The organism is Pseudomonas sp. LBUM1671 (assembly GCF_059695685.1).
Window position 1 is genome coordinate 5,547,251 of sequence record NZ_CP166782.1, and the last position, 26,946, is coordinate 5,574,196.

A 26,946-nucleotide genomic window follows, 5' to 3' on the forward strand; every position below is an offset into this window, starting at 1 on the left:
AACTTATTCATTGACTGACACACCGTCATCGCGGGCAAGCCCGCTCCCACATTGGTTTTGAACAACCTTCAAAAATGTGTTCGCTTTAAAGCGTCACCGGACTGTCCATGAAACTCTCCCACCTCGCCCTGACGCTGACCCTGCTGCCGGCCGGCCAACTCTTGGCTGACACCTTCGAACGCGATCAAGCCCTGAAGCTCCCCGAAGTGCTGATCAGCGCCAACCGTCAGGTCGAAGCGCGCAACGACAGCAGCGCCGCCAACACCGTCTTCACCCGCGAAGACATCGACCGCCTGCAACCGAGCAGTGTCACGGACTTGCTAAGTCGTGTGCCGGGTGTGCAGGTCGGGCAAACCGGCGGGCGCGGCAGTCTGCCGGGGATTTACATTCGCGGGACCAAGTCGGCGCAGAGCCTGGTGCTGGTGGATGGTCAACGCATCGGCAACTCGACTTCCGGCGACAGCAACCTGCAACACATCAACATCGAACAGGTCGAGCGCGTGGAAGTGTTGCGCGGCTCCCGCTCGGTGATTTATGGCAGTGATGCAATTGGCGGCGTTATCCAGATTTTCACCCGGCGTGGCGTCGAACAAGGCCTGCAACCGCGTCTGCACGCTGGATTTGGCAGCAACCAGACGTGGGAGCGAAGCCTGGGGTTGTCCGGTGGCAATGAAAAAACCCGTTTCAACCTTGGCGCCAGCCTCGATGAAACAGCCGGAATTAATCGCACCCACGAGTCGTATCCCAGTGATGGCGATCACGATGAGTATCGCAATAAATCGGTGAGTTTGAGCCTGAGCCATGCCCTCACCGATGACATCGAAATCGGTGCCAACGCTCTCGATAATCGCGGCAAAAGCGAGTTCGACAATCCATTTGGCCGCTTCGACACGACGACCTTCGAATCGCTCCAGCAGCAGCCTTACAGCGACTTTGCCGTAAGCAGCATCAGCAGTTATGTCGATGCCCGGGTTAACGATCTCTGGAAAACCCGTGTCGAATTCGCTCACAGTGAAAACCGCGAGAAGACACTGGACACGCTCAGCGATGAGCGCAGCGTGTTCAACACCTACCGTGATTCGGTGAATTGGCAGAACGACCTGACGCTCAATGAGCGCAACAGCTTGATTCTCGGCGGCGACTGGTACGAAGACCGGATCAACAGCAGCACAGCGTTCGACGAGGACAGCCGCTGGAACCGCGCGGCGTTTATTCAGCATCGCTATCAGGCAGACAATTTTTCCACGGAGCTGGGTTTGCGCCGTGACCAGAACCAGCAGTTCGGTGGCCAGAATAGCTGGAGCGGCACCTTCACCTTGCCGCTGAACCCGGACAACGACGTGCTGTTGACCTACAGCGAGGGCTTTCGCGCACCGACCTTCAATGACTTGTACTACCCGGATTTCAGCAATCCTGACCTGAAGCCTGAAACCTCGAAAAGCTACGAGCTGCAATGGCGCAGCCAATTGACCGAGACCAGTCGCCTCGAAGCTTCGCTGTATCGCACGGACCTTGAAGACGCGATTATCTTCGGCAATCACTCACGGCCGCAGAACGTGGCTTCAGCGCGTATCAACGGGTTCGAAGCGGCACTGAAACAGGAGCTGTTCGGCTGGCAGAGCAACCTCGGCGTGGCGATCATCGACCCACGGGATCGCGACAGCGGCCATACCCTGGCCCGTCGTGCGCGGCGGACCTTGAGCCTGGACCTGGACCGACAGTTCGACCGGCTCGGCCTCGGCGCCAGTTGGCAGGCGGTGAGCAGCAGTTATGACGACGAGAACAATCTGCAGCCGCTGGGCGGGTATGCGTTGCTGGGGTTGCGTAGCAGTTGGGAATTGAATCGTGAGATCAAGCTTGAGCTGAAGGTCGATAACCTGCTGGACAAGGGTTATAGCCGGGCGTTGTACAGCCATGATGGCAGTCAATACGGGTATCGCGAGGAAGGTCGGGCGTGGATGTTCGGGGTGACCTGGACGCCGGAGTTCTAAAACTGACACCGGCCACTGTGGCGAGGGAGCTTGCTCCCGCTCGACTGCGCAGCAGTCGCAAAACAGGCTGATGCGGCTTCATTTGAAGTAACCCTCAGACAAATTTGGGGCCGCTTCGCAGCCCAGCGGGAGCAAGCTCCCTCGCCACAGGTCAGCGGTTGGGCGCGATGACTTGGCACAGTTTGGCCGTCGCCTCGATCATCTGCCCACTCGGTCGCTCCAGGCCCTTATCGGTCACCAGCAGCAATTGCTCCCGAGTCACTGCAGCGACTTGCGGCCAGGCTTTCCACGCCTCCAGCTGCGCCTGATCACTGGCCAGAATCACCTCGGGGTTACGCTGCAACACCGCCTCCACGCTGACCTGCGGTGCCGGCAATGTCAGGTCGGCAAACACATTCCGCGCCCCGCACACTTCCAGCGCATCACTGATGATCTGCCCGCCACCCACGGTGTACAGCGGTCGATCCCATACCTGATAAAACACCCGCAACGGTTCATCCCGGCGATAGCGCTGGCGCAGCCCATCCAGGCGCTGGCGTAATTGCGCGGCCAATGAAACGCCACGCTCGGGCCGACCGAGTTGCGTGGCAATCGCTTCGATCTGCGCGGTCAGTTGTTCGAGGGTGTGAGGTTCGGCGACATACGTGGGAATGTTCAGTCGCTTGAGCTGCTCACGCTGGCCCGGGCCAACGCTGCCGGGCCAGAGCAGCAGCAAATCAGGTTTGAGGCTGAGCAGCCGCTCCATGTCCAACTGGCCATAACGGCCAACCGATGGAAGCCCTTTGAGTTCGGCAGGACGTTCACCGGCATCCAGCACGCCGACCAGAAGGTCCGCGGAACCCAGTTCGACAACGATTTCAGACAGAGACGGCGCGAGGCTGACAACGCGCTCGACAGCAGAGGCCATGCCGCTACTGGCCAGCAGCATCACCGCCAGCCAGACGCGAAACATCAGGCGAGTTGACGCGGGATACGGTAGAGGTAGAACAGCACCGTGGTCGACAGCGCCAGCAGCACCAACGGAACTGCTTCGAGGCCGACGAACACCGCCAGCGCACCGATCCACGCCGGCAGACTCGCGACCAGCAACGCCGTGCGACGCTTGGCAGCCAGGGTGATCCAGGCGGCGGGCTCTTCAGGGGTGTCGAGGGCTTTCTGGGTGGCGATCAGTGCATGTTTGTAGCCGCCGAAAAACTTCAGACTGACAAACATCGAGGCGACACCGGCAATGAACAAAGGCATCGCCAGCACCGGCAAGATCGCCTCGCCCTGGCCAAACACGCCATTGATCACGAACAGCGGCAACAGGGCCAAGGCCATGTATTGCCACCAGTTGAAGGACAATCGCCGCCTTACTTGACCGCGCGTCACGCCCGGTCTGCCTCGCCCTGATGCTCGTTGCCCATCATGTGGTCGAGCTTGCTGGCCTTGGTGGCCAGGTAGAGTTTGTTGTGCGGGTTATGCCCGGTGTGCAGCGGCACGCGCTCGGCGACCACAATGCCCATGTCGGTCAAGGCTTTGACCTTGCGCGGGTTGTTGGTCATCAGGCGCAGGGATTTCACGCCCAGGTGTTCCAGCATCGGCAGGCACATGGCGTAGTCACGCTGGTCGGCGGCAAAGCCCAAGCGTTCGTTGGCTTCAACGGTGTCGGCACCGCCATCCTGCAACTCATAGGCGCGGATCTTGTTCAGCAGGCCAATGCCACGGCCTTCCTGGCGCAGGTAAAGCAACACGCCACGGCCTTCACGAGCGATAGCCTGCAAGGCGGCTTCAAGTTGCGAGCCGCAGTCGCAACGCTGGCTGAACAAGGCATCACCCGTCAGGCATTCGGAGTGCAACCGGCCGAGTACCGGGGCACCGTCGGCGAACTCACCCAGGCTCAACACCACGTGCTCGCGCCCGTTTTCTTCATCGAGAAAGCCGTGCATGGTGAATTGCGCAAAAGGCGTTGGCAGCTTGGAAGCGGCGACAAAAACGACAGGCACCGGTGTGCTCCTGATCAATAAGTACTGGAGATTCGCAGAGGCGGCATTGTAACAGCAGGTTCCTGCAGACGCTTAGGCTGAATTATGGGGCATAACGATCAAAAAGTTAGATCTCAGGCCCACCATCAACCCCTGTGGGAGCGGGCTTGCTCGCGAATGCGGGCTGTCAGTCGACTGAAATGTTGACTGAACTACCGTTTTCGCGAGCAAGCCCGCTCCCACATTGACCGTGTTCAGTTCGGGTTGAACGGATAGGGTTGTTTCCAGCGTTCGAAGATCGGTTTCAATCGGCCGCTTTTCACCAGCAGTTCCATGCGCTGATCGAACAGCGCCATCAATGCGCGAGCCTTGGGCGTATCGGCGAAGCACAGGTACAGCGGCAATTCCGCAATATGAGTGCGCCGAAACTGAGACGGATCCTTGGCCCACTTCAGGATGTAGTCGACCTCGGTCAGTGCGTCGATGTAGAAGTCGGCACGGTTACGGGTCAGCATCGACAGAATGCCGGTGCGCCGCACGACCTCGTTATAGCGCTGCACGCCGGGCAGGTATTTCTGGTACTCGTAACCGCGGACCCAGGCCAGTCGATAGTTGCCAAGGGTTTCCGGGGTCGGCGCCGGATTACTGGCCAGGCCTAGGGCGTAGATGTGATCGGTATCATAATTCCAGCGTGGATAAAGCACATCACTGGCCTCGTCACGGTAAGAACCGACACAGGCATCCACTTCACCACGCTGGGCCAGGCCCACGGCGCGGGTGTAAGGTTCGGTACGAAAAGCCAGTTTGATCCCGGCCGGTTCGAACACTTCCCGCAGCACATCCCACCCCAGGCCATGCCCGTCAGCAGCGGTATAGTCTTCCCATTCCTCGCTGGCCAGATGGATCACGGAGGGCGTCGTCGCGGCATCCTCCGCCTGGGCGAACGAGCAAAACATGGCGAACACCATCACAGCCAACCGGCGCCGAGCCATCCTTAGTCCCCTGTCTCGCCCGTCAGGCGAAAATCCATACCAGCCCCTGCATCGCCAACCACGCAAACACACCTGCCAATACGTCATCGAGCATGATCCCGACGCCACCGTGCACATGCCGGTCGATCCAGTGAATCGGCCAGGGCTTGAGAATGTCGAAGAAGCGGAACACCAAGAACCCCGCGAGCAACCAGTACCAACCTTCTGGCACCAGCCACAGGGTGATCCACATCCCGACCATTTCGTCCCAGACGATGCCTTCGTGGTCGTGGACCCGCAGATCGTCGGCGACCTTGCCGCACAGCCAGAAGCCGAACAGCATGGTGACGCCGAGCATCAGCCAGTAACCCCAGTCGGGCAGCATCTGCCACAACGGGATGAAGGGTAGCGCAACTAACGACCCCCAAGTGCCCGGCGCTTTTGGCAAGGTGCCCGAACCGAAGCCGAACGCCAGGAAATGCCAGGGATTGCGCCAGACCGAAGGCGGTACGAATTCCGCCGGGACCTGTTTGGGATGATCTGTCACGGTGTCTCCCGAAAATGTTGATAGCCCCGGGTTTGCGGGGTGATGTCTTGCCCAGCGGCATCCAGCAGCACAACGCCCTGCCCTGCCACCACACGTCCGACCATGTGGATCGGCCAGCCGGCGGCCAGCAACGCGGGCAACTCGACGGACGGTAGGCTGAAGGCCAGTACATAGTCATCGCCGCCACTCAGGGCCGCGTCTTCAGCACCCGGCTGGCCGAGGAAGGCAACTAGAGCGTTCGACAGCGGTAAGCGGTCGCGTTCAACCTGAATGCCGACATTCGACGCCAGGGCGATATGCCCGCAGTCCGCGAGCAGGCCGTCGGAGATGTCCAATGCCGAGGTGGCTTTGCCACGCAGCGCCTGACCCAACGCCAGTTGCGGCTGCGGTGACCAGTAATGGGCCAGCAATGGGTCGGCGATGGCGGTTTCAGCCGTACGCTGCCCCAACACCAGCGGCAAGGCACCCGCCGCATTGCCCAACTCACCGCCCACGCAGAGCAAATCGCCGGGCTGCGCCCCCCGGCGGGTCAACGCCTTGCCGGCCGGCACACGACCGAACACGGTCATCGTCAGACTCAGCGGCCCGCGCGTGGTATCGCCGCCCACCAGCGCCACGCCACAGCTCTGCGCCATGGCATTCAAACCACGGGCGTAGGCGTCCAGCCAATCGGCGGTCACCGTCGGCAAGGTCAGGGCAAGGGTAAAGGCAATTGGGGTGGCGCCCATGGCGGCCAGATCGCTGACGGCTACAGCCAGCGAACGCTGACCGAGCAGAAACGGGTCGCAAGGATCTGCGAAATGCACGCCGGCAACCAGCGTGTCGGTGGAAATCGCCAACTGTTCCCCGGGAGGAACAGCGAGCAAGGCGCAGTCATCGCCGATCCCGAGGGCAACGCCTTCACCGCCTTGCGCACAAGGCGCGGCGGCGAAGAAATTGCGGATCAGCTCAAACTCACCCATAGCGATTGCAAGCGCCGATTAGCGCTTGAACGCCTTCACTTCAGCTTCACGCAGACGCGGGGCCAGCTTGTCGAGTACACCGTTGACGAATTTGTGGCCGTCGGTGGAACCGAAGACTTTCGCCAGCTCGATACCTTCGTTGATCACAACGCGGTAAGGGACGTCGACACGCTCAAGCAGTTCCCAGGTGGACAGGCGCAATACCGCCAGTTCAACCGGGTCCAGCTCTTCGATGGTCAGGTCCAGGCAAGGCTTGAGAGCGGCGTCGATCTTGTCCTTCTGCGCTGGAACCCCGTGCAGGATTTCACGGAAGTAGGCGCCGTCGACATCGCTGAAATCGTTATCGACCCGAAACTGCGCTTCGATCTCGTTCAGCGACTGCTTGGCCATGTGCCACTGGTACAGCGCTTGAGTCGCGAGCTGACGGGCTTCGCGACGCTTGACGCTTTTCGATGGCTTGCCAGCATCCGCAGGCTTTGGATCGCGCGGGTTGAAACGATCGCTTTCGTCGCTAATCACTTGGCCTCCAACTGCGCCAGCAGGCTGACCATTTCCAGAGCGGACAGGGCAGCTTCGGCACCTTTGTTACCGGCCTTGGTGCCGGAACGTTCGATGGCTTGCTCGATGGAATCAACGGTCAGGACGCCGAAAGCGACCGGTACGCCGAACTCCATGGACACCTGGGCCAGGCCCTTGGTGCATTCGCCCGCCACGTATTCGAAGTGCGGAGTACCGCCACGAATGACCGCGCCCAGGGCGATGATTGCCGCGTATTCGCCCTTCTGAGCGACTTTCTGCGCAACCAGCGGGATTTCGAAGGCGCCAGGCGCGCGGATGATGGTGATGTCGCTTTCGCTTACGCCGTGGCGAACCAGGGCATCAACTGCACCGCTGACCAGGCTTTCAACGACGAAGCTGTTGAAACGGCCCACTACCAAAGCGTAGCGGCCTTTAGGGGCGATGAAGGTACCTTCGATGGTCTTCAGGGTCATTCGTTAGATCTCTTAAAGAGCCGGGACGCGTTTTCTACGCATCCCTCAGTGATGTGTTAGCCGCGAATCAAGGACTGGAAACAACCGGTCATTATTCGGAGGGCACGTATTCTACAACTTCCAGATCGAAACCGGATATCGCATTAAATTTCATTGGCGCCGACATCAAGCGCATTTTGCGTACGCCCAGGTCCCGAAGGATCTGCGAACCGGCACCAACGATGCTGTAAGTGGTCGGTTTTTTCACGGCCGTCTGGTCCGCAGTTTCACGGATGTGCGCCAGCAACACGTCGCCATCGAGCGGGTGACCGAGCAACAGCACCACGCCGCTGCCCGCCTCGGCGACCGCAGCCATCGCGGCGCGCAGGCTCCAGCGGCCCGGTTGCTTGACCATCAACAGGTCGCGCAGCGGGTCCATGTTGTGTACGCGAACCAGGGTCGGTTCTTCAGCGCACACGGTGCCCAGGGTCAGGGCCATGTGCACGTCGCCTTCCACGGAATCACGATAGGTCACCAGGTTGAACTGGCCCAGTTCGCTGTCCAAAGGCTGCTCGGCAATCCGCTGAACGGTACGTTCGTGGATCATCCGGTAGTGAATCAGGTCGGCGATGGTGCCGATCTTGATGTTGTGCTCGGCCGCGAAGGCTTCGAGTTCAGTGCGACGGGACATGGTGCCGTCGTCGTTCATCACTTCGCAGATCACGCCGCTTGGCTCGAAACCGGCCATGCGCGCCAGGTCGCAGGCCGCTTCGGTGTGGCCAGCGCGCGCCAGGGTGCCGCCGGCCTGAGCCATCAGCGGGAAGATGTGGCCAGGGCTGACGATGTCTTCAGCCTTGGCGTCTTTCGCTGCGGCCGCTTGCACGGTGCGCGCGCGGTCGGCAGCGGAGATGCCGGTGGTCACGCCTTCGGCCGCTTCGATGGACACGGTGAACTTGGTGCCGAAACCGGAACCATTGCGCGGTGCCATCAAAGGCAGCTTGAGCAGCTCGCAGCGCTCGCGGCTCATCGGCATGCAGATCAGGCCACGGGCGTGCTTGGCCATGAAGTTGATGTGTTCGGCCTTGCAGCACTCGGCGGCCATGATCAGGTCACCTTCGTTCTCGCGGTCTTCGTCATCCATGAGGATGACCATCTTGCCTTGGCGGATGTCTTCAACCAGTTCTTCGATGCTATTGAGCGCCACAAGGCACCCCCTTCAGTCAGGATTTGAGGTAGCCGTTGGCGGCCAGAAAGCTTTCAGTGATGTTACTGGAGGCTGGCTCTGCGGCCTTGTCGCCCAACAACAGGCGCTCCAGATAACGTGCCAGCAAGTCGACTTCGAGGTTCACCCGGCGACCTGGCTGGTACGACGCCATGATGGTTTCGCTCAGGGTGTGCGGAATGATAGTCAGCATGAACTCGGCGCCATCGACCGCGTTCACGGTCAGGCTGGTGCCGTCGACGGTGATCGAGCCTTTATGGGCGATGTACTTGGCCAGGTCCTTCGGCGCACGGATGCGGAATTCCACGGCACGGGCATTCTCGGTACGGGCAACCACTTCGCCCACCCCGTCGACATGACCGCTGACCAGATGCCCGCCGAGGCGAGTGGTCGGGGTCAGGGCTTTTTCCAGGTTTACCGGGCTGCCGCTTTTCAGGTCATTCATGGCGGTGCAGTCGAGGGTTTCGCGACTGACGTCCGCGGCAAAGCCATTGCCCGGCAATTCAACGGCGGTCAGGCACACGCCGTTCACCGCGATGCTGTCGCCCAGTTTGACGTCGCTCAGGTCGAGCTTGCCGGTTTCTACGTGGACCCGCACATCTCCGCCTTTTGGGGTCAATGCACGAATACTGCCGATGGATTCGATGATGCCGGTAAACATGGAGTCCTCCTCGAGAACAAAGCCGTCGCGTGGCGCAGGCCGGGAATTATACGCTCGCCGCCGGCGCAGGAATGGCGATGACTCGCCAGTCATCGCCAACCGCGCGAATTTCGGTGATTTTGAGCTCGGGCGCGTCTTTCATTTGCGCGAGCGGCCAGTCCAGTAATGGGCGAGCCGAGGAGCCGAGGAACTTGCCGGCGATAAAAATCTGGAATTCATCCACCAGACCTTGCTGGGCAAAAGCCCCCGCCAGACGCGGACCCGCTTCGACCAACACTTCATTGACCCCACGGGCGGCGAGTTCGACCAGCAACTTGCGCAGGTCGACCAGGCCATCGTCACCGGCCACGATCAGGCATTCCGGACCGTTGGCGTATTGCTCTTCAATCGCCATGCAAGTGGCGACCAGTGCCGGGCCAGCCTTGAAGAACGGAGCGTCCAGCGGCACGCGTAAACGGCCGTCGATCAGCACGCGCAGCGGCGGACGGCTCATGGCCAGGGCCGTTTGCTCGGGGTCCAGACCCAGTTCATCGGCCCGCACGGTCAATCGGGCGTTGTCCGCCAGCACCGTGTCGGCGCCGGTCAGCACCACGCTGGCCTGGGCGCGCAGGCGTTGTACTGCTGAGCGCGCCGCTGGGCCAGTGATCCATTGGCTCTCGCCGCTTTCCATCGCCGTGCGACCGTCCAGGCTCATGGCCAGCTTCACCCGCACGAACGGCAAGCCGTGTTCCATGCGCTTGAGGAAACCTTCGTTGAGCTTGCGCGCCTCGCCTTCGAGCACGCCGCTTTCGACAGCGATGCCAGCCTGGGCCAGGCGTTGCATACCGCGACCGGCCACCGACGGATTCGGGTCCTGCATCGCCGCGACGACCCGTGCGAGGCCGGCATTCACCAGCGCATCGGCACAGGGCGGCGTGTGGCCATGGTGGCTGCACGGTTCGAGGGTCACGTAAGCGGTGGCGCCTCGGGCCTTGTCGCCAGCGGCGCGCAGGGCGTGAACTTCGGCATGGGGTTCGCCGGTGCGCACATGCCAGCCTTCGCCGACAATTTGCCCGTCCTTCACGATTACACAGCCGACCCGAGGGTTGGGGTGGGTCGTGTAGTGGCCTTTGCGCGCCAATTCCAGGGCGCGGGCCATGTAATGGGCGTCGAGGATGGCTTGTTCCGGGGTGGTGGTCATTCTTTCACCGGCTCACGGGCCAGGCGATCGATCTCTTCGCGGAACTCGTTGAGATCCTGGAAGCGCCGATACACGGAGGCGAAACGAATGTAAGCGACTTCGTCGAGCTTTTGCAGCTCGGCCATCACCAGCTCACCGACCACGAGGGATTTGACCTCGCGTTCACCGGTGGCGCGCAGTTTGTGTTTGATGTGCACCAGCGACGATTCGAGGCGTTCGACACTCACCGGGCGCTTCTCCAGCGCGCGCTGCATGCCGGCGCGAAGTTTTTCTTCGTCGAAGGGCTGACGGCTACCGTCGGTTTTGATCAGGCGCGGCAACACCAGTTCGGCAGTCTCGAACGTCGTGAAACGCTCGCCGCAGGCCAGGCATTCACGCCGGCGGCGCACCTGTTCGCCCTCGGCGACCAGACGCGAGTCGATGACCTTGGTGTCGTTGGCACCGCAGAAGGGACAGTGCATGGTGGCAGGCAACAAAAAAAGGGAGGGCCATGGTAGCGCATCCCCGTGGCAAGACAAGCCATAGGGTTTGCGGTATACAGACTGGCTATAGAGCTTGATCCATGGATTTCACCTTGCTGGAGCCGCAAATGTCCCTAAGACCGCTCGTATTGCTCAGTGTTTTCAGCCTGCTGGTGGCCTGCAGCAGCGATGCGCCCAAGCCTCAGCCGCCAACGCCAGGGCCCGCCCCGCAGGCGGCGCAGAAAAAAGCCAAGGAATCCGCCAACCTCGGCCCGTTGCCCGCGTATCAGCGTGAATTGAGCGGCACCCTGCAAGGCATACCGGCCGGTGCCGAAGTCGAGCTGGCGCTGCTGGTGATCGATGCCCAGGACCGTCCGCAACAATTGCTCGCCAGCTCCAGCCTGATCGGCACCAATCAGATTCTGCCGTTTCACCTGCGCTTCAACCCGGAATCGTTCCCGGCGGGCGTGCGTGTTGAACTGCGCGGCCGTGCCAGCCAGTCCGGTCAGCTGATTTTGCATCTGCCGTCGCAAGTCATTACCCAGCCGACGACTCAGGCCTTGGGTCAGTTGCAATTCGTCAAAGCGCCATGACTGCACCGCTCGACCTGCAACAGGCGTTGGGTGAATTGCTCGGTGATGCGCAGCTGGTGCCTGTCCCGTTACCCGGCACCGAGCTGAAACTCTGGTTGATCGACGGCGACAACATGGACCGCGCGTTCAGCCCGGAAGAAACCCGGCGGATTCTGCATGAGCCGCCGTACTGGAGTTTCTGCTGGGCCAGCGGTTTGGCGGTGGCCCGTTATCTGGCAGCGTTTCCAGAATGGGTCAAAGGCAAACGGGTGCTGGATTTTGGCGCCGGTTCCGGGGTGGCAGGAATTGCAGCAGTCAAGGCCGGGGCGCTGGAAGTGGTGGCCTGTGACCTGGATCCGCTGGCGATTGCCGCGTGCCGGGCGAATGCTGAACTCAATGAAGTGGAGCTGAGCTACTCGTCGGATTTTTTCGCCGAGGCGGACCGGTTTGATCTGATTCTGGTGGCCGACGTTTTGTATGACCGGGCGAACTTGCCATTGCTTGATCAGTTTTTGAGCCGCGGCCAGGAGGCATTGGTGGCGGATTCGCGGGTGAGGGATTTCAGGCATCCGCTCTATCAACGTATCGAAATGCTGGAAGCGATGACCCTGCCGGATCTGGCCGAACCTGAAGAGTTTCGGCATGTGAGCCTGTACCACGCGCGGCGCGCCTGAAAGCTTCGCGAACAAGCCCGCTCCCACAGTGTTCTGTGTTGTTCACAAAGATTACATTCACAGAAGATCCCTGTGGGAGCGGGCTTGCCCGCGAAGGCGTCCGGTCAGGCAACATACCTCTCAACCGCCACCCCGCTTCCGGCCGCCCCCCGTCAAGCCGTATAGTTGCCCCATTCACGCTTCCAAGAGATCCCCCATGAGTCAGGAAACGCCGTACATCTTCGACGCCACGACCGCCGATTTCGACCAGTCGGTGATCGAGAACTCTTTCCACAAACCGGTGCTGGTGGATTTCTGGGCCGAATGGTGTGCGCCCTGCAAAGTGCTGATGCCGATGCTGCAGACCATCGCCGAAAGCTATCAGGGCGAGTTGTTGCTGGCCAAGGTCAACTGCGATCTCGAACAAGACATCGTTGCCCGTTTCGGCATTCGCAGCCTGCCGACGGTGGTGTTGTTCAAGGACGGTCAGCCGGTGGACGGTTTTGCCGGTGCGCAACCGGAATCGGCTGTGCGGGCGATGCTTGAGCCTCACGTACAAATGCCGCCACCCGCAGCCGCCGATCCGTTCGAACAGGCCCAGGCGCTGTTCGATGACAGCCGTTTCGCCGACGCCGAGGCCGCGCTCAAAGTGCTACTGGGCGAAGACAACACTAACGCTGGCGCCTTGATCCTCTATGCCCGTTGCCTGACTGAACGTGGCGAACTGGGCGAAGCCCAAACCGTGCTCGACGCGGTGAAAAGCGATGAGCACAAAGCCGCGCTGGCCGGCGCCAAGGCGCAGATCCAGTTCCTGGGTCAGGCCAAGGATTTGCCGGATGCCGCAGACCTGAAAGCACGTCTGGCGAAAAACGCGCAGGACGATGAAGCGGTGTATCAACTGGCGATCCAGCAACTGGCCCGCCAGCAATACGACGCCGCGCTGGATGCCTTGCTGAAACTGTTCATCCGCAATCGCAGCTACAGCGAAGGCTTGCCGCACAAGACCCTGCTGCAGGTCTTCGAACTGCTGGGCAATGATCATCCGCTGGTGACCACTTACCGCCGCAAGTTGTTTGCTGCGCTTTATTGAAAGATCAAAAGATCGCAGCCTCGTTTCACTCGACAGCTCCTACAGGGGATCTTGTTTCCCTGTAAGAGCTGCTGCGATCTTTGCGGTTTACTCGATCCAGCTGTAGAGCGGCGTATCCCCGCCGCTCGACACTTTCACCTCCGCGCAATGGCGCAGGCGCACCAGCAGGCGCTTGCCCGACGCCGCGCTGCCGGTCAGTCCTTCCAGCTGCTCCAGCAAATCCGGCCCGCTCAATTGCCCGGCCTTGCGCAGCAAGTCTTTGGCGATCTGCCACAGCGCATCATCCTGGTTCATCGGCTTGGCCGGGGCAGCACTGGCTGCACTGGTGTCAGGTGTGACCACCTGCAACTGCGCGCCGAACCGAGCCCAGTCGGCGTCATCCATCTCCAACGTCAAATCCACCGGCCAGTCGCCGATGCTTCCGCGTATACGCAACATAAGTCTGCTCCTGCACATTTCTGACTTGCATGCTCCCATGTGACTTGCGCAACGCCAAGCAGGCGGTCAAACTCCTCGCACTTTCGTTATAAGATTACATAACAAACTCTTCATTTTACTTTCGGAGACCCGCCATGCGCCGTCTGCTTCTCGCTCTGCCGTTTGCCCTGTTGCCGCTGGCCGTCGCCCACGCCGCTGAAGAACATGATCACGACCACGATCATGAACACGGCAGCCTCAGCGCCCACGAACATGGCGTCGCTCGCCTGAATGCAGCGCTGGACGGTCAGACCCTGGAGCTGGAACTGGAAAGCCCGGCGATGAACCTGGTGGGCTTCGAACACGTTGCCACCACTGACGCCGACAAGGCCAAAGTCGCCGCCGCTCGTGCACAGCTTGAGAAACCGTTGTCACTGTTCAACCTGCCGAAAGCCGCCGGTTGTGTAGTGGCGACCCAGGAACTGGAAAGCCCGCTGTTCGGTGACAAGCCAGACGCTGATGACGAAGATGCCAAAGACGAACATCACCACGACCACAGCGAAATCCACGCGCACTATCAATTCACCTGCTCGGCCCCGGGCGCGCTGAAAACCCTGGACCTGGCGAACATCTTCAATACCTTCCCGGCTACCCAGAAGATTCAGGTACAACTGATCAGCCCGAGCGGCCAGCAAGGGGTTGAAGTGACGGCCAAGGCGGCCGCCCTGAAATTCTGAATTTAACCTCGCCACTGTAGGAGCGAGGCTTGCCCGCGAAGACGTCGTTACAGTCGACATCACTGTTGAACGTGATGGCCTCTTCGCGGGCAAGCCTCGCTCCTACAGGGTTCAACACCAACCTGACCGGTTTCACATGACCCAAGCACTCATCGAACTGTCCGACCTGGGCTTCAGCTGGCCAGGTCACCCGCCGCTGCTGGACATCCCGGCGTTTCGCCTGGAACCCGGTGAAACGCTGTTCCTCAAAGGTCCCAGCGGGAGTGGTAAAACCACCCTGCTCGGACTGCTCGGCGGCGTTCAGAAACCCGATCGCGGCAGCATTCGCCTGCTGGGCCAGGAACTGACCGAACTCGGTGCCGGCGCGCGTGACCGCTTTCGCGTGGATCACACCGGCTACATCTTCCAACAGTTCAACCTGCTGCCGTTTCTCTCGGTGCGCGAGAACGTCGAACTGCCCTGCCACTTCTCCAGGCTGCGCACCGAACGGGCGAAACAACGCCACGGTAGCGTCGACCAGGCCGCGGCCACCCTGCTCGCGCATTTGGGTTTGAAGGATGAAAGTATCCTCAGCCGCCGCGCCGACTCGCTGTCCATCGGCCAGCAGCAACGGGTCGCCGCCGCGCGCGCATTGATCGGTCAGCCGGAACTGGTGATCGCCGACGAACCGACCTCGGCCCTGGATTACGACGCTCGCGAAAACTTCATTCGCCTGCTGTTCGCCGAATGCCGCGAAGCCGGCTCGAGCCTGTTGTTTGTCAGCCACGACCAAAGCCTCGCGCCGCTGTTCGATCGCCACTTGTCGCTGGCCGATCTCAATCGCGCCGCCACCCCGTTCGAGGTCTGAGATGTATTTGTTTCGTCTTGCGATGGCCAGCCTGGCTAACCGCCGCTTCACCGCGATTCTCACCGCGTTCGCCATCGCATTATCGGTTTGCTTGCTGTTGGCCGTGGAACGGGTGCGCACCGAAGCCAAGGCCAGTTTCGCCAGCACCATCAGCGGCACCGACCTGATCGTCGGCGCACGCTCCGGTTCGGTGAACCTGTTGCTGTACTCGGTATTCCGCATCGGCAACGCCACCAACAACATCCGTTGGGACAGCTTCGAGCACTTCGCCAACAATCCGAAAGTGAAGTGGGCGATCCCGATGTCGCTCGGCGATTCCCATCGCGGTTACCGGGTGATGGGCACCACCGAGGCGTACTTCGAACACTATCAATACGGTCATCAGCAACACCTGGAACTGGCCGATGGCCGCGCCTTCGCCAGCGATCCGTTCGAAGTGGTGCTCGGTGCCGAAGTGGCGGAGGCGCTGCACTACAAGCTCGGCGACAAACTGGTGCTGGCCCATGGCGTGGCGGTGATCAGCCTGGTCAAACACGACGACAAACCGTTCACCGTGGTCGGCATTCTCAAACGCACCGGCACCCCGGTGGACCGCACGTTGCACATCAGCCTCGGCGGCATGGAAGCGATTCACGTCGACTGGCACAACGGTGTGCCGGCCCAGGGCAAAGGCCGGATCAGCGCCGATCAGGCGCGCAACATGGACCTGACGCCGCAAGCGATCACCGCGTTCATGCTCGGTCTCAACAGCAAGATTTCGACCTTCGCCATGCAACGTGAAATTAACGAATTTCGTGGCGAGCCGATGCTGGCGATCCTGCCCGGCGTGGCGCTGCAAGAGCTGTGGAGTCTGATGAGCACGGCGGAAAAAGCCTTGTTCGTGGTCTCGCTGTTTGTGGTGCTGACCGGGTTGATCGGCATGCTCACGGCGATTCTCACCAGCCTCAACGAACGACGCCGCGAGATGGCGATTCTGCGCTCGGTCGGCGCGCGGCCGTGGCACATCGCGTCGTTGCTGGTGCTGGAGGCGTTTGCCTTGGCGTTGTCGGGTGTGATCGCCGGGCTGGGGCTTTTGTACGTGGGCATCGCCCTGGCCCAGGGGTATGTGCAGGCCAATTACGGCTTGTACTTGCCGCTCGCCTGGCCCAGTGAATATGAATGGACGCTGCTCGGTGGCATCCTGATCGCCGCGTTGCTGATGGGCAGCGTGCCGGCGTGGCGCGCGTATCGCCAATCCCTGGCCGATGGCCTGTCGATCCGACTATGAGGACGTTAATGATGCCCCGCGCCCTGCTTGCGCTGTTGATGCTGGTCGCCCTGCCGCTGTGGGCGGCCGAGCCGAAAGAACTGACCTGGTCAGAAATGATCCCGCCGGACGCCATGCCGGAAGTGCCGAACATGACACCGCTGCATGACCTGTCGCAGATGAGCAGCGCACTGGAGTCGGCGCCCGCCGCCAAGCAGGACATGCCCAATGCGCCGGTGGTGAAAAGTCTCGACGGGCAGAACATTCGCTTGCCGGGCTACATCGTGCCGCTGGAAGTGAGCGAGGAAGGACGCACCACGGAGTTTTTGCTGGTGCCGTATTTCGGCGCCTGTATCCACGTGCCGCCACCACCGTCGAACCAGATCGTGCACGTAAAAAGCGAAGTGGGCGTGAAGCTGGATGAGCTGTACCAGCCGTACTGGATCGAGGGGGCGTTGCAAGTCAAAGCGTCGACCAGCGAGCTGGCGGATGCGGGGTATCAGATGGAGGCGGACAAGATTTATGTGTATGAATTGCCGGAGTGAATCCGGGAGTCATGTGGTGTTTGATAGATAGCCTTCGCGAGCAAGCCCGCTCCCACATTTGATCGCATTCCAATGTGGGAGCGGGCTTGCTCGCGAAGAGGCCATCAAAGGTTCCACAAAAATCAGCACCATCACTGTTTCATTGAGCTGAATCAAAAGACCGTATCAGACGCCTCCGTACCATTGGACATCGATCATTTTTAACGTCCTTTGGAGCCTCCATGCACAAGTCCTTGCTCAGCGCTTCGCTGTTCGCCCTCGCGCTCGCAGCCCCGCTCGCCTACGCCCATGACGCCGGCGACATCCTCGTTCGTGCCGGTGCAATCACCATCAACCCGAAAGCCGACAGCTCCAGCGTCAAGGTCGATCAAGGCCCGCTGGCCGGCGCCGACCTGGGTGGCAAGGCCACCATGGGCAGCGACACGCAGCTGGGTCTGAACTTCGCTTACATGATCGACAGCCACTGGGGGATCGAGCTGCTGGCCGCCTCGCCATTCGAGCATGACGTGAAGATCAAAGGCACCGCCCTGGGCGCGGCCAACGGCAAACTCGGCACCCTGAAACACCTGCCGCCGACCTTGAGCGTTGTGTACTACCCGCTGGACGGGAAGTCCGCGTTCCAGCCGTACGTTGGCGCCGGCATCAACTACACCTGGATCTACGACGAGCACGTCGGCAGCGCAGCACAGGCCAACGGCTTCAGCAATTTCAAGGCGGATAACTCTTGGGGCATGGCGTTTCAGGTCGGTGCTGACTACATGATCACCGACAACATCATGCTCAACGCCCAGGTGCGCTACATCGACATCGACACTACGGCGACCGTAGAAAACAACGCCGTGGCTCCGGGCACTCGGGCCAAGGTCGATGTGGATGTCGACCCGTTCATCTACATGGTTGGCCTGGGTTACAAATTCTAAGAAGGACTTGAATGGCTTTAGTGGCGAGGGAGCTTGCTCCCGTTGGACTGCGAAGCAGACCCGGGATTGATGACGACTGCTGCGCAGTCGAGCGGGAGCAAGCTCCCTCGCCACAGGTCCTGCATCGGCCAAAGAAGCATTTCCGGCCACAAAAAAGGCGCCCCGAAAGGCGCCTTTTTCATGGCTGCGAATACCTCAGCGCCCCAACAACCGCGCCAAGCCGACACTCATCGGTGTCTGCTCAGGGTAGGTAAAGCGCTCCAGCAATCGCCGGTTGTTCGCTCGCGAATGACGGATATCACCAGAGCGCGCCGGGCCATAACTCACCGGTGGCAATTGACCGACCACCGCCTTCAGCGCTTCAAGCATTTGCTTGAGGGAAGTCGCCTGATTCCAGCCGACATTGACCGCGCCCACTTCGACCTGCGGTTGCTCGATGGCTTGCACCAGAAAGTCCACCAAATCCTCGACGTACACAAAATCACGCGTCTGCTCGCCATCGCCAAACACGGTGATCGGCAGGCCTTTCTGCGCGCGTTCGCTGAAAATACTGATCACGCCGGAATACGGCGAGGACGGGTCCTGACGCGGGCCGAAGATGTTGAAGAAACGGAAAATCACCGGTTCCAGATCATGCTGGCGACGGTAGAAATCGAAGTAGTACTCGCTGGCCAATTTGTCCGACGCATACGGGGTCAACGGTGCCTTGGGCGTGTCCTCATCGATCGACTCGCCTTCGCCATTGTTGCCGTAGACCGCCGCACTGGAGGCGTACAGCACTCGCTTGACGTCGGCCTGGCGCATGGCTTCGCAGACATTCAGCGAGCCGATGAAATTGCTTCGGTGAGTCTTCACCGGATCGTCCACCGAGGCCTGCACCGAAGCCACCGCGGCCAGATGCGCCACGGCGCTGCAACCGACCATTGCTTGAGCCACCAATGCAGCATCGGCGACGTCACCCACGATGAGTTCGACCTTGGGGTTGTCCAGCGGCAGGTTGCTGCGTTTGCCGGTGGACAGGTCATCGAGAATGCGCACCGAATGCCCCTTGGCGAGCAAGGCATCGGTCAGGTGCGAGCCGATGAAACCGGCGCCGCCGGTGATTAAAACAGGGCCGTCAGCCATGGCGATAGAACCTATCCAGTAAGCCCGGGAGTGCCGCACGCCAGGCGCGAGGCTTGATCCCGAACGTGTGCAGAATTTTCTTGCAGGCCAGCACCGCGTGTTGCGGTTCTTCGGCGGCGTCCGGGCGCGCGGCGTGAGCCTGGGCGGTCGGCGCTTCGATGGCGAGCGGATGCAGTGCGCGTGCTTCGGTGAGGATCGCTTGCCCAAGCGCCAGCGGCGTGGTCGCCTCATGCCCGGCGTAATGATAGGTGCCCCACAGCGGCGCCGCACAATCGAGTTGCTTGAGCACCGAAATGATCACCCGCGCGGCGTCGTCGACCGGTGTCGGGTTGCCCCGGCGGTCATCGGCCATCAGCAATGCTTCAGGCTGTTCGGCGCGACCGAGGAAACGCCCGAGGGTGCCGTCGGGGCTGTCATCGAGCAGCCAGCCGAAGCGCAGCAGCACGTGTTGCGGGCAAGTGGCGCGCACGCTTTGTTCGATCCGCCACAAGGCCTGACCGCGCAGGCCCAGCGGCACCGGTTCGTCTTTTTCGCTGTAGGCGGTCGCCCGAGAGCCATCGAACACGCGATAGCTCGACGGTTGCAGCAGCACGATGTTGTGATGCTGGCACAGTTCGGCCAGACGCTCGATCGCCCGCTCCTGCCCGGCCAGACGCTGCTCGCTGACCGTCTCCGCCTGGAACCAGTCGAAGTAGTAGGCGAGATTGATCAGCGCGTCCGGGCGGGTGTCGTCGAGCAGTTGCGTCAGGCTCGCGGCATCCCAGCCGTCTTGCGGTGGGCGGGGGGCGAGGAAGCCGATGTCTTCCTCCGCACCGAGGCGAATCAGCGCCTGCCCAAGGGCATTTCCGCCGCCCAGTAACATAAGGCGCATTCGCATAGAGTCAGCAGGCCCAGTCTGATTGGAAGATTGGCTTTATCGACAGCGCCCACGGGCGATGTCGTTGATAGTTGCCGGAATCGTTGCATTTTGCGGGTTTAGTGCGCAACCGTCATCCGTAAAGTGTAGATCCCGGGGATTTGTGGTGCCTGTTCCGGCCCCTTCGCGGGCAAGCCTCGCTCCTACAAGGGAGCGCGATCATCTGTAGGAGCGAGGCTTGCCCGCGAAGAGGCCCTCAAAATCGGCGCAAGTCTTGAGTGGTACTTGCAACTTCCTATCCCCACCCGCATAAATTACCCCATGAATCTGCCCATCCCCACGGACGCGGCCCTGGCAGGCTTCCACCCCGCCGTCAGCGCCTGGTTCAGCAACACCTTCCCGACGGTCACCGCCGCCCAGGCCCGGGCGTGGCCGTTGATCCGCCAGCACCGCTCAACCCTGATCGCCGCGCCCACCGGGTCCGGCAAGACCCTCACGGCCTTCCTGGCGGTCATCGACGACCTGGTCCATCGCGGACTGGACAATGAAGGCGGGCTGCCCGACGAAACCCTGGTGGTCTACGTTTCACCGCTCAAAGCCCTGTCCAACGACATCCAGATCAACCTGCAAAACCCGCTGGCCGGCATCACCGAGCAATTGCGCGTCATGGGCCTGCCCCCATTGCAGATCAACACCGCCGTGCGCACCGGCGATACGCCGCAAAAAGACCGCTCGGCCATGCGCCGAACAGCGCCGCATATTCTGGTGACCACCCCGGAATCCCTTTACGTGCTGCTCGGTTCCGACTCCGGCCGGCAGATGCTCGGCACCACGCGCACGGTAATCGTCGACGAAATCCACGCCATCGCCGCCAGCAAACGCGGCAGCCATTTGGCCCTGAGCCTCGAACGATTGCAGGCGCTGTGCGCGGTCCCGCTGATGCGCATTGGCCTGTCCGCCACGCAAAAACCCATCGAAGCGGTCTCGCGCTTCCTTGTTGGCCGTGATCGCGAATGCGAAATCATTGACATCGGCCACGCCCGCCCGCGGGATCTGGACATCGAAGTGCCGCCGGTGCCGCTGTCCGCCGTGATGGCCAACGATGTCTGGGAACTGGTCTACGACAGGCTCGCCGCCCTCGCCCGCGAACACCGCACCACGCTGATTTTCGTCAACACCCGGCGCCTGGCCGAGCGCCTGAGCCGGCATTTGAGCGAGCGCCTCGGCAAAGAGGCCGTCGCCGCGCACCACGGCAGCCTGGCCAAGGAATTTCGCCTCGACGCGGAACAGCGGCTCAAGCGCGGCGACCTGCAAGTGCTGATCGCCACAGCCTCGCTGGAACTGGGGATCGACATTGGCGACGTCGACCTGGTGTGCCAAATCGCCTCGCCGCGCTCGATTGCCGGGTTTCTGCAACGGGTCGGCCGCTCCGGGCACCAAGTCGGCGGCACGCCCAAGGGCCGTTTGTTCGCCACCACCCGCGATGATTTGATCGAATGCGCCGCCCTGCTCGACTGCGTGCGTCGCGGCGAACTCGACACCTTGCAGATTCCCAAGGCGCCGCTGGATGTGTTGGCGCAGCAAATCATCGCCGAAGTCAGCTGCCAGGAATGGCAGGAGCAGGCGTTGCTGGAGATGTTCCGCAAAGCCTCGCCTTACGCCGAACTCGACGAAAAACATTACCAGGCGCTGCTGCACATGCTCGCCGAGGGCTACAACGGTCGTCAGGGGATCCGCAGCGCCTACCTGCACCGCGACGCCGTGACCCGTACGTTACGCGGTCGTCGGGGCAGCAAACTGACGGCCGTGACCAGCGGCGGAACGATTCCGGACAACGCCGATTACAGCGTGCTGCTCGAACCTCAATGGCTGAACATCGGCAGCGTCAACGAAGACTTTGCGGTGGAAAGTATCGCCGGAGACATCTTCCAGCTGGGAAATACGTCGTATCGAATCCTGCGCGTCGACACCGGCAAGGTCCGGGTCGAAGACGCCCAGGGCCAGCCGCCGACCATTCCGTTCTGGCTCGGTGAAGCGCCGGGACGCAGCGCAGAATTGTCGTTCGCCGTGGCGCGCCTGCAAGCGCAGCTAGACGAACTGCTCGGCGCCACACCGGGCAACTTGCAACCGGCCATCGACTGGCTGACCGACACCCTCGGCCTGAACCTCGCCAGCGCCGAACAGCTGGTGGATTACCTGGCCCGGGCGCGCCTGACATTGGGCGCGCTGCCGTCACAAGACACCTTGCTGATGGAGCGTTTTTTCGACGAGTCCGGCGGCACGCAACTGATCATCCACTCGCCGTTCGGCAGTCGCATCAACCGCGCCTGGGGGCTGGCCTTGCGCAAGCGGTTCTGCCGCACGTTCAACTTCGAATTGCAGGCCGCCGCCAGCGAAGACGCGATTGTGCTGTCGCTGTCCACCAGCCACAGCTTCGAACTCGACGACGTCTGGCGCTACGTGCACAGCAACACCGCCGAGCACCTGCTGATCCAGGCAATACTCGATGCGCCGCTGTTTGGCGTGCGCTGGCGCTGGAACGCCGGGGTTGCCCTGGCGTTGCCGCGTTACACGGGCGGGCGCAAAGTCGCGCCGCAGATCCAGCGCATGAAAAGCGAAGACCTGATCGCCAGCGTATTCCCCGATCAGATCGCCTGCGTGGAAAACCTCGCCGGCGAACGCGACGTGCCCGAGCATCCGCTGGTGGAACAAACCCTCGACGATTGCCTGCACGAAGCCATGGACAGCGAAGGTTGGCTGGCGTTGTTGCGGCGCATGGAAAGCGGCGATGTCCGGCTGATCAGCCGTGATTTGCCGGCGCCCTCGCCACTGGCAGCGGAAATCCTCAGCGCCCGGCCCTACACCTTTCTCGACGATGCACCGCTGGAAGAACGCCGCACCCAAGCGGTGCTCAACCGTCGCTGGACCGATCCGCAGTCCACCGACGACCTCGGTGCTCTGGACGCCGAAGCGATTCAAGCGGTACGCGACGAAGCCTGGCCAACGCCCACGAGCGTCGATGAAATGCATGAGGCCTTGATGAGCCTGGCATGCATCTCCGATGCCGAGGCGAAGGCCAATGCGCATTGGCTGGACTGGCTGAACGCCCTCGCTGAAAGCGGCCGCGCCAGCCGCTTGCAACTCAATGCCGGGCAATCGCTGTGGTTGGCGCTGGAACGCCTGACCTGTCTGCGGGCGATTTATCCACAGGCGACGTTGCTGCCACCGCTGGAGGCGCTGCCAGGTTTCGATGAAGTCTGGGAGTCGGATGAAGCGGTGTTGGAAGTGATTCGCGCGCGGCTCAGCGCGTTTGGTCCACTGCCGTTAAAAGCGATTGCCGAACCGTTGGGATTGCCGGCCATTGAAGTCACCCAAGCGCTGGCGCAACTGGAGCGCGAAGGTTATGTGCTGCGCGGTCAATTCACTCCGGGCGCCACTGAGGATGAATGGTGCGAACGGCATCTGCTGGCGCGGATTCATCGCTACACGGTCAAGCGTCTGCGGCGGGAAATCGAGCCCGTATCGTTGCAGGATTTCATGCGATTTCTGTTTGATTGGCAGCACCTGTCCGCCGCGACTCAAGGCCAGGGCAGCGCGGTCTTGTCCGCCATCGTCGCGCAGTTCGAAGGCTACCCCGCCGCCGCGTCAGCCTGGGACAGCGACATCTTGCCGATGAGGATCAAAGGCTATTCGGCGAGTTGGCTGGATGATTTGTGTCGCAGCGGCAAACTGGTCTGGACGCGCCTGACCGCACGCAACAAGAGCGCCAGCACGGCGCTGCGCAGCACGCCAATTCTGTTACTGCCGCGCAGCCAGGTCGGGTTGTGGAGCAGCCTGACCGAGCAAACTCCGGTCAGCGAACTGTCGCCCAAGACGCAAAAAGTCTACGAAGCACTTAGTCAGCACGGCGCGCTGTTTTTCGATGAGCTGATTCACGAGGCGCATCTGCTGCGCGCGGAGCTGGAAATTGCCTTGCAGGAACTGGTCGGCGCCGGGCTGGTGAACGCCGACAGCTTCGCCGGCCTGCGAGCGCTGATCACCCCGGCCAGCAAACGCCAGAATCGCAGCAGCCGACGCGGGCGCGGGGCGTTTGTCGGCGGGATGGACGATGCCGGGCGCTGGGCTTTGCTACGACGCGGTCCCGCCGCGTCGGTTGTGGATAACAAACGCCCGGCGCCGACGCCGAGCGACACCCTGGAACACATCGCCATAACCTTGCTTCGGCGCTACGGCGTGGTGTTCTGGCGCTTGCTGGAGCGGGAAGCGGATTGGTTACCGAGCTGGCGGGAACTGCTGCGCACGTTCCATCGGCTGGAGGCGCGAGGGGAAATTCGCGGTGGGCGGTTTGTCAGTGGGTTGGCCGGGGAGCAGTTTGCGTTGCCTGAGGCCATTCCATTGCTGCGCGAAGTGCGGCGCCGACCGCATGACGGAAGTCTGATTGCGGTGTGCGGGGTTGATCCGCTGAACCTTGCCGGGACGTTATTGCCCGGGGCAAAAGTGCCGGCGTTGGCGAGTAATCGGTTGGTGTATCGGGATGGTCTTCCGGCTGCCGCCGAAATCGCCGGCAAGCAGGTTTATTGGGTAGAGCTGGATCAGCAAATGACTGCTGAATTGCACAACAAACTGACCCGGCATTGAGGTTGTCTGGACGGGCCTCATCGCGGGCAAGCCCGCTCCCACAATGATCTCTGTTGTTAATAAGATCTGAATTCACCGAAAAACCTGTGGGAGCGGGCTTGCCCGCGATGAGGCCAGTAGTAACAACGCAAACTATTGAGTGCGAGGCTGATCCGGCAGCATCACCGGCGAATTTTCGGCCAGCGGCCCATCATCTGCCATCGCATGTTTCGGCATCAAAACCTGCTGTGGATAAGTCTGCGCGAAATGCACCCACGGGCTGTTATCCACAAGCTTCTTCAAGCGCTGGTTAAACGCCCGGCTCACCGCATATTGCCCGCCCGACACCGTGCGGAACTGCGCCGTCAGCACCACGCCGTTGAGGTCCATTTTGTCGACCCCGAACACGTCCAGCGGCCCTTGCAGGTTGTACTTGAGAAACGCGTCCTCACGTATCGAGTCCCCCGCTTCGCGAATCAACTCGATGGCTTTGTCGACATCGGTGTCATAGGTGAACTGCACCGAGAAAAACGCATAGGCAAATTGCCGTGATTGGTTGGTGACAGCCTTGATCTGCCCGAACGGCACCGAATGGACAAACCCCTTGCCGTCGCGCAGGCGCAAAGTGCGGATGGTCAGGCCCTCGACCGTGCCGGCGTGGCCGGAGTCGAGCACCACCCAGTCGCCAATCGACAGGGTGTCTTCGATGATGATGAACAACCCGGTGATGACGTCCTGCACCAATTGCTGCGAACCGAAACCGATGGCCAGGCCGACCACCCCGGCACCCGCCAGCAACGGCGCGACGTTGATCCCCAGGTTAGCCATGGTGGTGATCGCGCAGATCACCACCAGGATGATTTTGATCGCGTTGCGCAACAGCGGCAGGATGGTTTTGACTCGCGTACTCGGTTGCGCCGTGCGTTTGTTGACCGGTGGTTTCAGCGCTTCCTGGATTGCCGTATCGAGCACCACCCACAGCAACCAGGTCACCAGAAAGATCAGCCCCATGCTGCTCAACGACTCACTGATCGCCCGCCCTACCGAGTTCTGCTCGGCGAATTCGAAAAGCGACACGCCCCAGATCCGGCCGAGGATTTCGATGAAGGCAACGGCCATGACGATGCGCAGCAACGCGTGCAGCAGACTGAGAAAGCGCTCTTTGTAGGCGCTGCTGTGCTGGATCGCGGCGACCTGACGCGACTTGAACATGTGCTGGAAAATCGTGCTGAGGAACACCGTGGCGATCAGCAGGATGGTGGTGAACAACGCACAGCGCAGGGCTTTCTGATTGTCATCGCCCACGCCGAGCAGGTTGATCGCCGAGACCATCACCATCAGCAGGATCGGCCAGTACCAGAGCCCGGAAAAGATCCGCAGGGATTCTTGAAGCGACGGCTGTTTGAGGCGCTGGGCCAGTGACCGGTTACGGATCAGATGCGCGACCGGGCGCCTTAGTCGAATCACCAAAAATCCGAAAATGATCGAAACGAAAAACCCGGTCAGCACTGCAGCGCTGCTGGTGATGTTGCCGCCCAGTTGCCGGGCGATTTGCGGGCTGGTCAACGCATCACTGAGCGCGGCGAGAAAGCCGATCAGGAACAGCGGTCGTGGGCAGAAATCGCGAATGATCTGCACCGCCGTGCGCTTGTGGCCGGTGTTGAACATGACAATCACGCAGAGCAGCATCGAGGTCGAGAAAATACCGCTGCTGGTGGCATAGGCGAAACACAGCGCCAGCGCCCGGCCTACCGAGGCGGGCAGGAAATGGCTGACGTACAGGGTCAAGGGCAGGCATATCAGCGCCGGGAGCGTGTAAGGCAGCACATAATTGAGCAGATCCTGACTGCGCTGGCGGGTTCGCAGAAAGCGGCCCTGGTTTAAACGCTTGGCGAGGATCCCGCCGAGTACGGTGAGCAAGGCAAAGGTGCCGAGCCAGACGCCGGACAACATCAGGAAATCGCCAATCACGCTCCAACCTGAACGGCTCGAGGGTCGATTGACCAGTTTGTCCACTTCGTTCGCCGCCCGATCGGCCCGCAGGCGCCAGGCGTCGACCAGGTCTTCGTTGAGGTCGAGCTTGTCCTGAACGTCGTCGATGCTGGAACTGATCGCTCCGAGCAGTCCGCCCTGGACCAACGGCTCCGGCGTAGCAGGTTCCTCGGCAGCGGCGGGAACACCCGGCAGCGCGGCGGCTTCCAGCTCGTTGCTGCCCAGAAACAGCAACGCCCCCAGTAGTATCGCGGTCTTGAACTTGAGCAAAACGGGAAGCTCCTTGGGAAGGGTCTGTAAGGAACTGATCGGGAAATGGCGGGCAAGTTCGGTTTTGCCCGCGAGATAACAGCCAGCACATCCCCCTGTGGCGAGGGAGCTTGCTCCCGCTGGGGTGCG

The 26,946-nt window shown here is 61.5% G+C and carries 26 protein-coding genes; 10 read left to right on the forward strand and 16 right to left on the reverse strand.

Annotated elements, in window-relative coordinates:
* The first annotated feature begins 107 nt into the window (after nt 1-107).
* Entirely contained in the window at nt 108-1,991 is a 1,884-nt protein-coding gene (locus ACA060_RS25640; RefSeq protein ID WP_497313975.1) for a TonB-dependent receptor domain-containing protein, read from the forward strand.
* Between the two features lie 151 nt (nt 1,992-2,142).
* Here the strand turns inward: ACA060_RS25640 and ACA060_RS25645 are convergent, their stop codons facing one another.
* The 12 genes from ACA060_RS25645 to nrdR all read right to left on the reverse strand — a co-directional run bounded on the left by ACA060_RS25645 (nt 2,143) and on the right by nrdR (nt 10,930).
* On the reverse strand, nt 2,143-2,943 hold the full coding sequence (locus ACA060_RS25645; protein ID WP_497313977.1) for a cobalamin-binding protein: 801 nt from the start codon (nt 2,941-2,943) through the stop codon (nt 2,143-2,145).
* Nucleotides 2,943-3,362, reverse strand: a complete 420-nt coding sequence (locus tag ACA060_RS25650; protein ID WP_109635191.1) for an MFS transporter — start codon at nt 3,360-3,362, stop codon at nt 2,943-2,945. The genes ACA060_RS25645 and ACA060_RS25650 overlap by 1 nt, the downstream gene beginning before the upstream one ends.
* Entirely contained in the window at nt 3,359-3,976 is a 618-nt protein-coding gene (gene ribA, locus ACA060_RS25655; protein ID WP_027924335.1) for a GTP cyclohydrolase II, read from the reverse strand. The genes ACA060_RS25650 and ribA overlap by 4 nt, the downstream gene beginning before the upstream one ends.
* 233 nt (nt 3,977-4,209) lie before the next feature.
* The gene (locus ACA060_RS25660) at nt 4,210-4,947 is read right to left on the reverse strand and encodes a substrate-binding periplasmic protein (RefSeq protein WP_497313979.1); all 738 of its coding nucleotides are present in this window, start codon (nt 4,945-4,947) and stop codon (nt 4,210-4,212) included.
* A gap of 22 nt (nt 4,948-4,969) precedes the next feature.
* Complete coding sequence (locus ACA060_RS25665; protein WP_403102722.1) at nt 4,970-5,473, reverse strand: phosphatidylglycerophosphatase A family protein; 504 nt, start codon at nt 5,471-5,473, stop codon at nt 4,970-4,972.
* Entirely contained in the window at nt 5,470-6,435 is a 966-nt protein-coding gene (gene thiL, locus ACA060_RS25670) for a thiamine-phosphate kinase (protein ID WP_497313981.1), read from the reverse strand. Before thiL ends, ACA060_RS25665 begins: the two co-directional genes overlap by 4 nt.
* Before the next feature lie 18 nt (nt 6,436-6,453).
* Entirely contained in the window at nt 6,454-6,954 is a 501-nt protein-coding gene (gene nusB, locus ACA060_RS25675) for a transcription antitermination factor NusB (protein WP_008033741.1), read from the reverse strand.
* On the reverse strand, nt 6,951-7,427 hold the full coding sequence (gene ribH, locus ACA060_RS25680; RefSeq protein ID WP_003185938.1) for a 6,7-dimethyl-8-ribityllumazine synthase: 477 nt from the start codon (nt 7,425-7,427) through the stop codon (nt 6,951-6,953). Before ribH ends, nusB begins: the two co-directional genes overlap by 4 nt.
* Nucleotides 7,428-7,518: 91 nt before the next feature.
* Nucleotides 7,519-8,610, reverse strand: coding sequence for a bifunctional 3,4-dihydroxy-2-butanone-4-phosphate synthase/GTP cyclohydrolase II (gene ribBA, locus ACA060_RS25685; protein WP_109635198.1), 1,092 nt, complete (start codon nt 8,608-8,610; stop codon nt 7,519-7,521).
* Nucleotides 8,611-8,626: 16 nt separating this feature from the next.
* The gene (locus ACA060_RS25690) at nt 8,627-9,289 is read right to left on the reverse strand and encodes a riboflavin synthase (protein ID WP_497313984.1); all 663 of its coding nucleotides are present in this window, start codon (nt 9,287-9,289) and stop codon (nt 8,627-8,629) included.
* Between the two features lie 46 nt (nt 9,290-9,335).
* Nucleotides 9,336-10,469, reverse strand: coding sequence for a bifunctional diaminohydroxyphosphoribosylaminopyrimidine deaminase/5-amino-6-(5-phosphoribosylamino)uracil reductase RibD (gene ribD, locus ACA060_RS25695; protein ID WP_497313986.1), 1,134 nt, complete (start codon nt 10,467-10,469; stop codon nt 9,336-9,338).
* Complete coding sequence (nrdR, locus tag ACA060_RS25700; RefSeq protein WP_003228656.1) at nt 10,466-10,930, reverse strand: transcriptional regulator NrdR; 465 nt, start codon at nt 10,928-10,930, stop codon at nt 10,466-10,468. The genes ribD and nrdR overlap by 4 nt, the downstream gene beginning before the upstream one ends.
* 128 nt (nt 10,931-11,058) lie before the next feature.
* Between nrdR and ACA060_RS25705 the strand changes: the two genes are divergently transcribed.
* The 3 genes from ACA060_RS25705 to trxA all read left to right on the forward strand — a co-directional run bounded on the left by ACA060_RS25705 (nt 11,059) and on the right by trxA (nt 13,245).
* Complete coding sequence (locus ACA060_RS25705; protein ID WP_109636232.1) at nt 11,059-11,523, forward strand: YbaY family lipoprotein; 465 nt, start codon at nt 11,059-11,061, stop codon at nt 11,521-11,523.
* Entirely contained in the window at nt 11,520-12,176 is a 657-nt protein-coding gene (locus ACA060_RS25710; RefSeq protein WP_497313988.1) for a class I SAM-dependent methyltransferase, read from the forward strand. Before ACA060_RS25705 ends, ACA060_RS25710 begins: the two co-directional genes overlap by 4 nt.
* A gap of 196 nt (nt 12,177-12,372) precedes the next feature.
* Complete coding sequence (gene trxA / locus ACA060_RS25715) at nt 12,373-13,245, forward strand: thioredoxin (protein WP_497313990.1); 873 nt, start codon at nt 12,373-12,375, stop codon at nt 13,243-13,245.
* An 87-nt stretch (nt 13,246-13,332) separates the two neighbouring features.
* Here trxA and ACA060_RS25720 read toward each other — a convergent pair whose 3' ends face one another.
* Entirely contained in the window at nt 13,333-13,683 is a 351-nt protein-coding gene (locus tag ACA060_RS25720; RefSeq protein ID WP_109635208.1) for a hypothetical protein, read from the reverse strand.
* A 134-nt stretch (nt 13,684-13,817) separates the two neighbouring features.
* Here ACA060_RS25720 and ACA060_RS25725 point away from each other — a divergent pair, with 134 nt between their 5' ends.
* The 5 genes from ACA060_RS25725 (at nt 13,818) to ACA060_RS25745 (ending at nt 17,957) form a co-directional block, all read left to right on the forward strand.
* Entirely contained in the window at nt 13,818-14,399 is a 582-nt protein-coding gene (locus ACA060_RS25725) for a DUF2796 domain-containing protein (RefSeq protein WP_497313992.1), read from the forward strand.
* Nucleotides 14,400-14,535: 136 nt separating this feature from the next.
* Entirely contained in the window at nt 14,536-15,246 is a 711-nt protein-coding gene (locus tag ACA060_RS25730) for an ABC transporter ATP-binding protein (RefSeq protein ID WP_497313994.1), read from the forward strand.
* Nucleotide 15,247: 1 nt separating this feature from the next.
* Nucleotides 15,248-16,513, forward strand: a complete 1,266-nt coding sequence (locus ACA060_RS25735) for an ABC transporter permease (protein ID WP_497313996.1) — start codon at nt 15,248-15,250, stop codon at nt 16,511-16,513.
* 11 nt (nt 16,514-16,524) lie between these two features.
* Entirely contained in the window at nt 16,525-17,037 is a 513-nt protein-coding gene (locus ACA060_RS25740; RefSeq protein WP_497313998.1) for a DUF3299 domain-containing protein, read from the forward strand.
* A gap of 221 nt (nt 17,038-17,258) precedes the next feature.
* Nucleotides 17,259-17,957 carry an OmpW/AlkL family protein gene (locus ACA060_RS25745; RefSeq protein ID WP_109635216.1) on the forward strand — a complete coding sequence of 233 codons (699 nt, stop codon included), beginning with the start codon at nt 17,259-17,261 and terminating at the stop codon, nt 17,955-17,957.
* Nucleotides 17,958-18,152: 195 nt separating this feature from the next.
* On the opposite strand, the gene pgnE is transcribed toward ACA060_RS25745, so the two are convergent.
* Nucleotides 18,153-19,082, reverse strand: coding sequence for a UDP-N-acetylglucosamine epimerase PgnE (gene pgnE, locus ACA060_RS25750; protein ID WP_497314000.1), 930 nt, complete (start codon nt 19,080-19,082; stop codon nt 18,153-18,155).
* Nucleotides 19,075-19,959 (reverse strand): sugar nucleotide-binding protein, encoded by an 885-nt coding sequence (locus ACA060_RS25755; RefSeq protein ID WP_497314002.1) that lies wholly within the window; start codon nt 19,957-19,959, stop codon nt 19,075-19,077. The genes pgnE and ACA060_RS25755 overlap by 8 nt, the downstream gene beginning before the upstream one ends.
* Before the next feature lie 300 nt (nt 19,960-20,259).
* Between ACA060_RS25755 and ACA060_RS25760 the strand changes: the two genes are divergently transcribed.
* Complete coding sequence (locus ACA060_RS25760) at nt 20,260-24,576, forward strand: DNA glycosylase AlkZ-like family protein (protein WP_497314004.1); 4,317 nt, start codon at nt 20,260-20,262, stop codon at nt 24,574-24,576.
* Between the two features lie 132 nt (nt 24,577-24,708).
* On the opposite strand, the gene ACA060_RS25765 is transcribed toward ACA060_RS25760, so the two are convergent.
* On the reverse strand, nt 24,709-26,817 hold the full coding sequence (locus ACA060_RS25765; RefSeq protein ID WP_497314006.1) for a mechanosensitive ion channel family protein: 2,109 nt from the start codon (nt 26,815-26,817) through the stop codon (nt 24,709-24,711).
* Nucleotides 26,818-26,946: the final 129 nt, after the last annotated feature.

What these genes read in the sequence shown, in the direction of transcription:
- ACA060_RS25755 (WP_497314002.1), bottom strand. Translation starts at nt 19,959, where the DNA reads ATGCGAATGCGCCTTATGTTACTGGGCGGCGGAAATGCCCTTGGGCAG.
- ACA060_RS25660 (WP_497313979.1), bottom strand. Translation starts at nt 4,947, where the DNA reads ATGGCTCGGCGCCGGTTGGCTGTGATGGTGTTCGCCATGTTTTGCTCG.
- thiL (WP_497313981.1), bottom strand. Translation starts at nt 6,435, where the DNA reads ATGGGTGAGTTTGAGCTGATCCGCAATTTCTTCGCCGCCGCGCCTTGT.
- trxA (WP_497313990.1), top strand. Translation starts at nt 12,373, where the DNA reads ATGAGTCAGGAAACGCCGTACATCTTCGACGCCACGACCGCCGATTTC.
- ACA060_RS25645 (WP_497313977.1), bottom strand. Translation starts at nt 2,943, where the DNA reads ATGTTTCGCGTCTGGCTGGCGGTGATGCTGCTGGCCAGTAGCGGCATG.
- ACA060_RS25705 (WP_109636232.1), top strand. Translation starts at nt 11,059, where the DNA reads ATGTCCCTAAGACCGCTCGTATTGCTCAGTGTTTTCAGCCTGCTGGTG.
- ACA060_RS25710 (WP_497313988.1), top strand. Translation starts at nt 11,520, where the DNA reads ATGACTGCACCGCTCGACCTGCAACAGGCGTTGGGTGAATTGCTCGGT.
- ACA060_RS25735 (WP_497313996.1), top strand. Translation starts at nt 15,248, where the DNA reads ATGTATTTGTTTCGTCTTGCGATGGCCAGCCTGGCTAACCGCCGCTTC.
- ribH (WP_003185938.1), bottom strand. Translation starts at nt 7,427, where the DNA reads ATGACCCTGAAGACCATCGAAGGTACCTTCATCGCCCCTAAAGGCCGC.
- nrdR (WP_003228656.1), bottom strand. Translation starts at nt 10,930, where the DNA reads ATGCACTGTCCCTTCTGCGGTGCCAACGACACCAAGGTCATCGACTCG.
- ACA060_RS25730 (WP_497313994.1), top strand. Translation starts at nt 14,536, where the DNA reads ATGACCCAAGCACTCATCGAACTGTCCGACCTGGGCTTCAGCTGGCCA.
- ACA060_RS25640 (WP_497313975.1), top strand. Translation starts at nt 108, where the DNA reads ATGAAACTCTCCCACCTCGCCCTGACGCTGACCCTGCTGCCGGCCGGC.
- ACA060_RS25725 (WP_497313992.1), top strand. Translation starts at nt 13,818, where the DNA reads ATGCGCCGTCTGCTTCTCGCTCTGCCGTTTGCCCTGTTGCCGCTGGCC.
- pgnE (WP_497314000.1), bottom strand. Translation starts at nt 19,082, where the DNA reads ATGGCTGACGGCCCTGTTTTAATCACCGGCGGCGCCGGTTTCATCGGC.
- ACA060_RS25760 (WP_497314004.1), top strand. Translation starts at nt 20,260, where the DNA reads ATGAATCTGCCCATCCCCACGGACGCGGCCCTGGCAGGCTTCCACCCC.
- ACA060_RS25745 (WP_109635216.1), top strand. Translation starts at nt 17,259, where the DNA reads ATGCACAAGTCCTTGCTCAGCGCTTCGCTGTTCGCCCTCGCGCTCGCA.
- ACA060_RS25720 (WP_109635208.1), bottom strand. Translation starts at nt 13,683, where the DNA reads ATGTTGCGTATACGCGGAAGCATCGGCGACTGGCCGGTGGATTTGACG.
- ribD (WP_497313986.1), bottom strand. Translation starts at nt 10,469, where the DNA reads ATGACCACCACCCCGGAACAAGCCATCCTCGACGCCCATTACATGGCC.
- ACA060_RS25690 (WP_497313984.1), bottom strand. Translation starts at nt 9,289, where the DNA reads ATGTTTACCGGCATCATCGAATCCATCGGCAGTATTCGTGCATTGACC.
- ACA060_RS25740 (WP_497313998.1), top strand. Translation starts at nt 16,525, where the DNA reads ATGCCCCGCGCCCTGCTTGCGCTGTTGATGCTGGTCGCCCTGCCGCTG.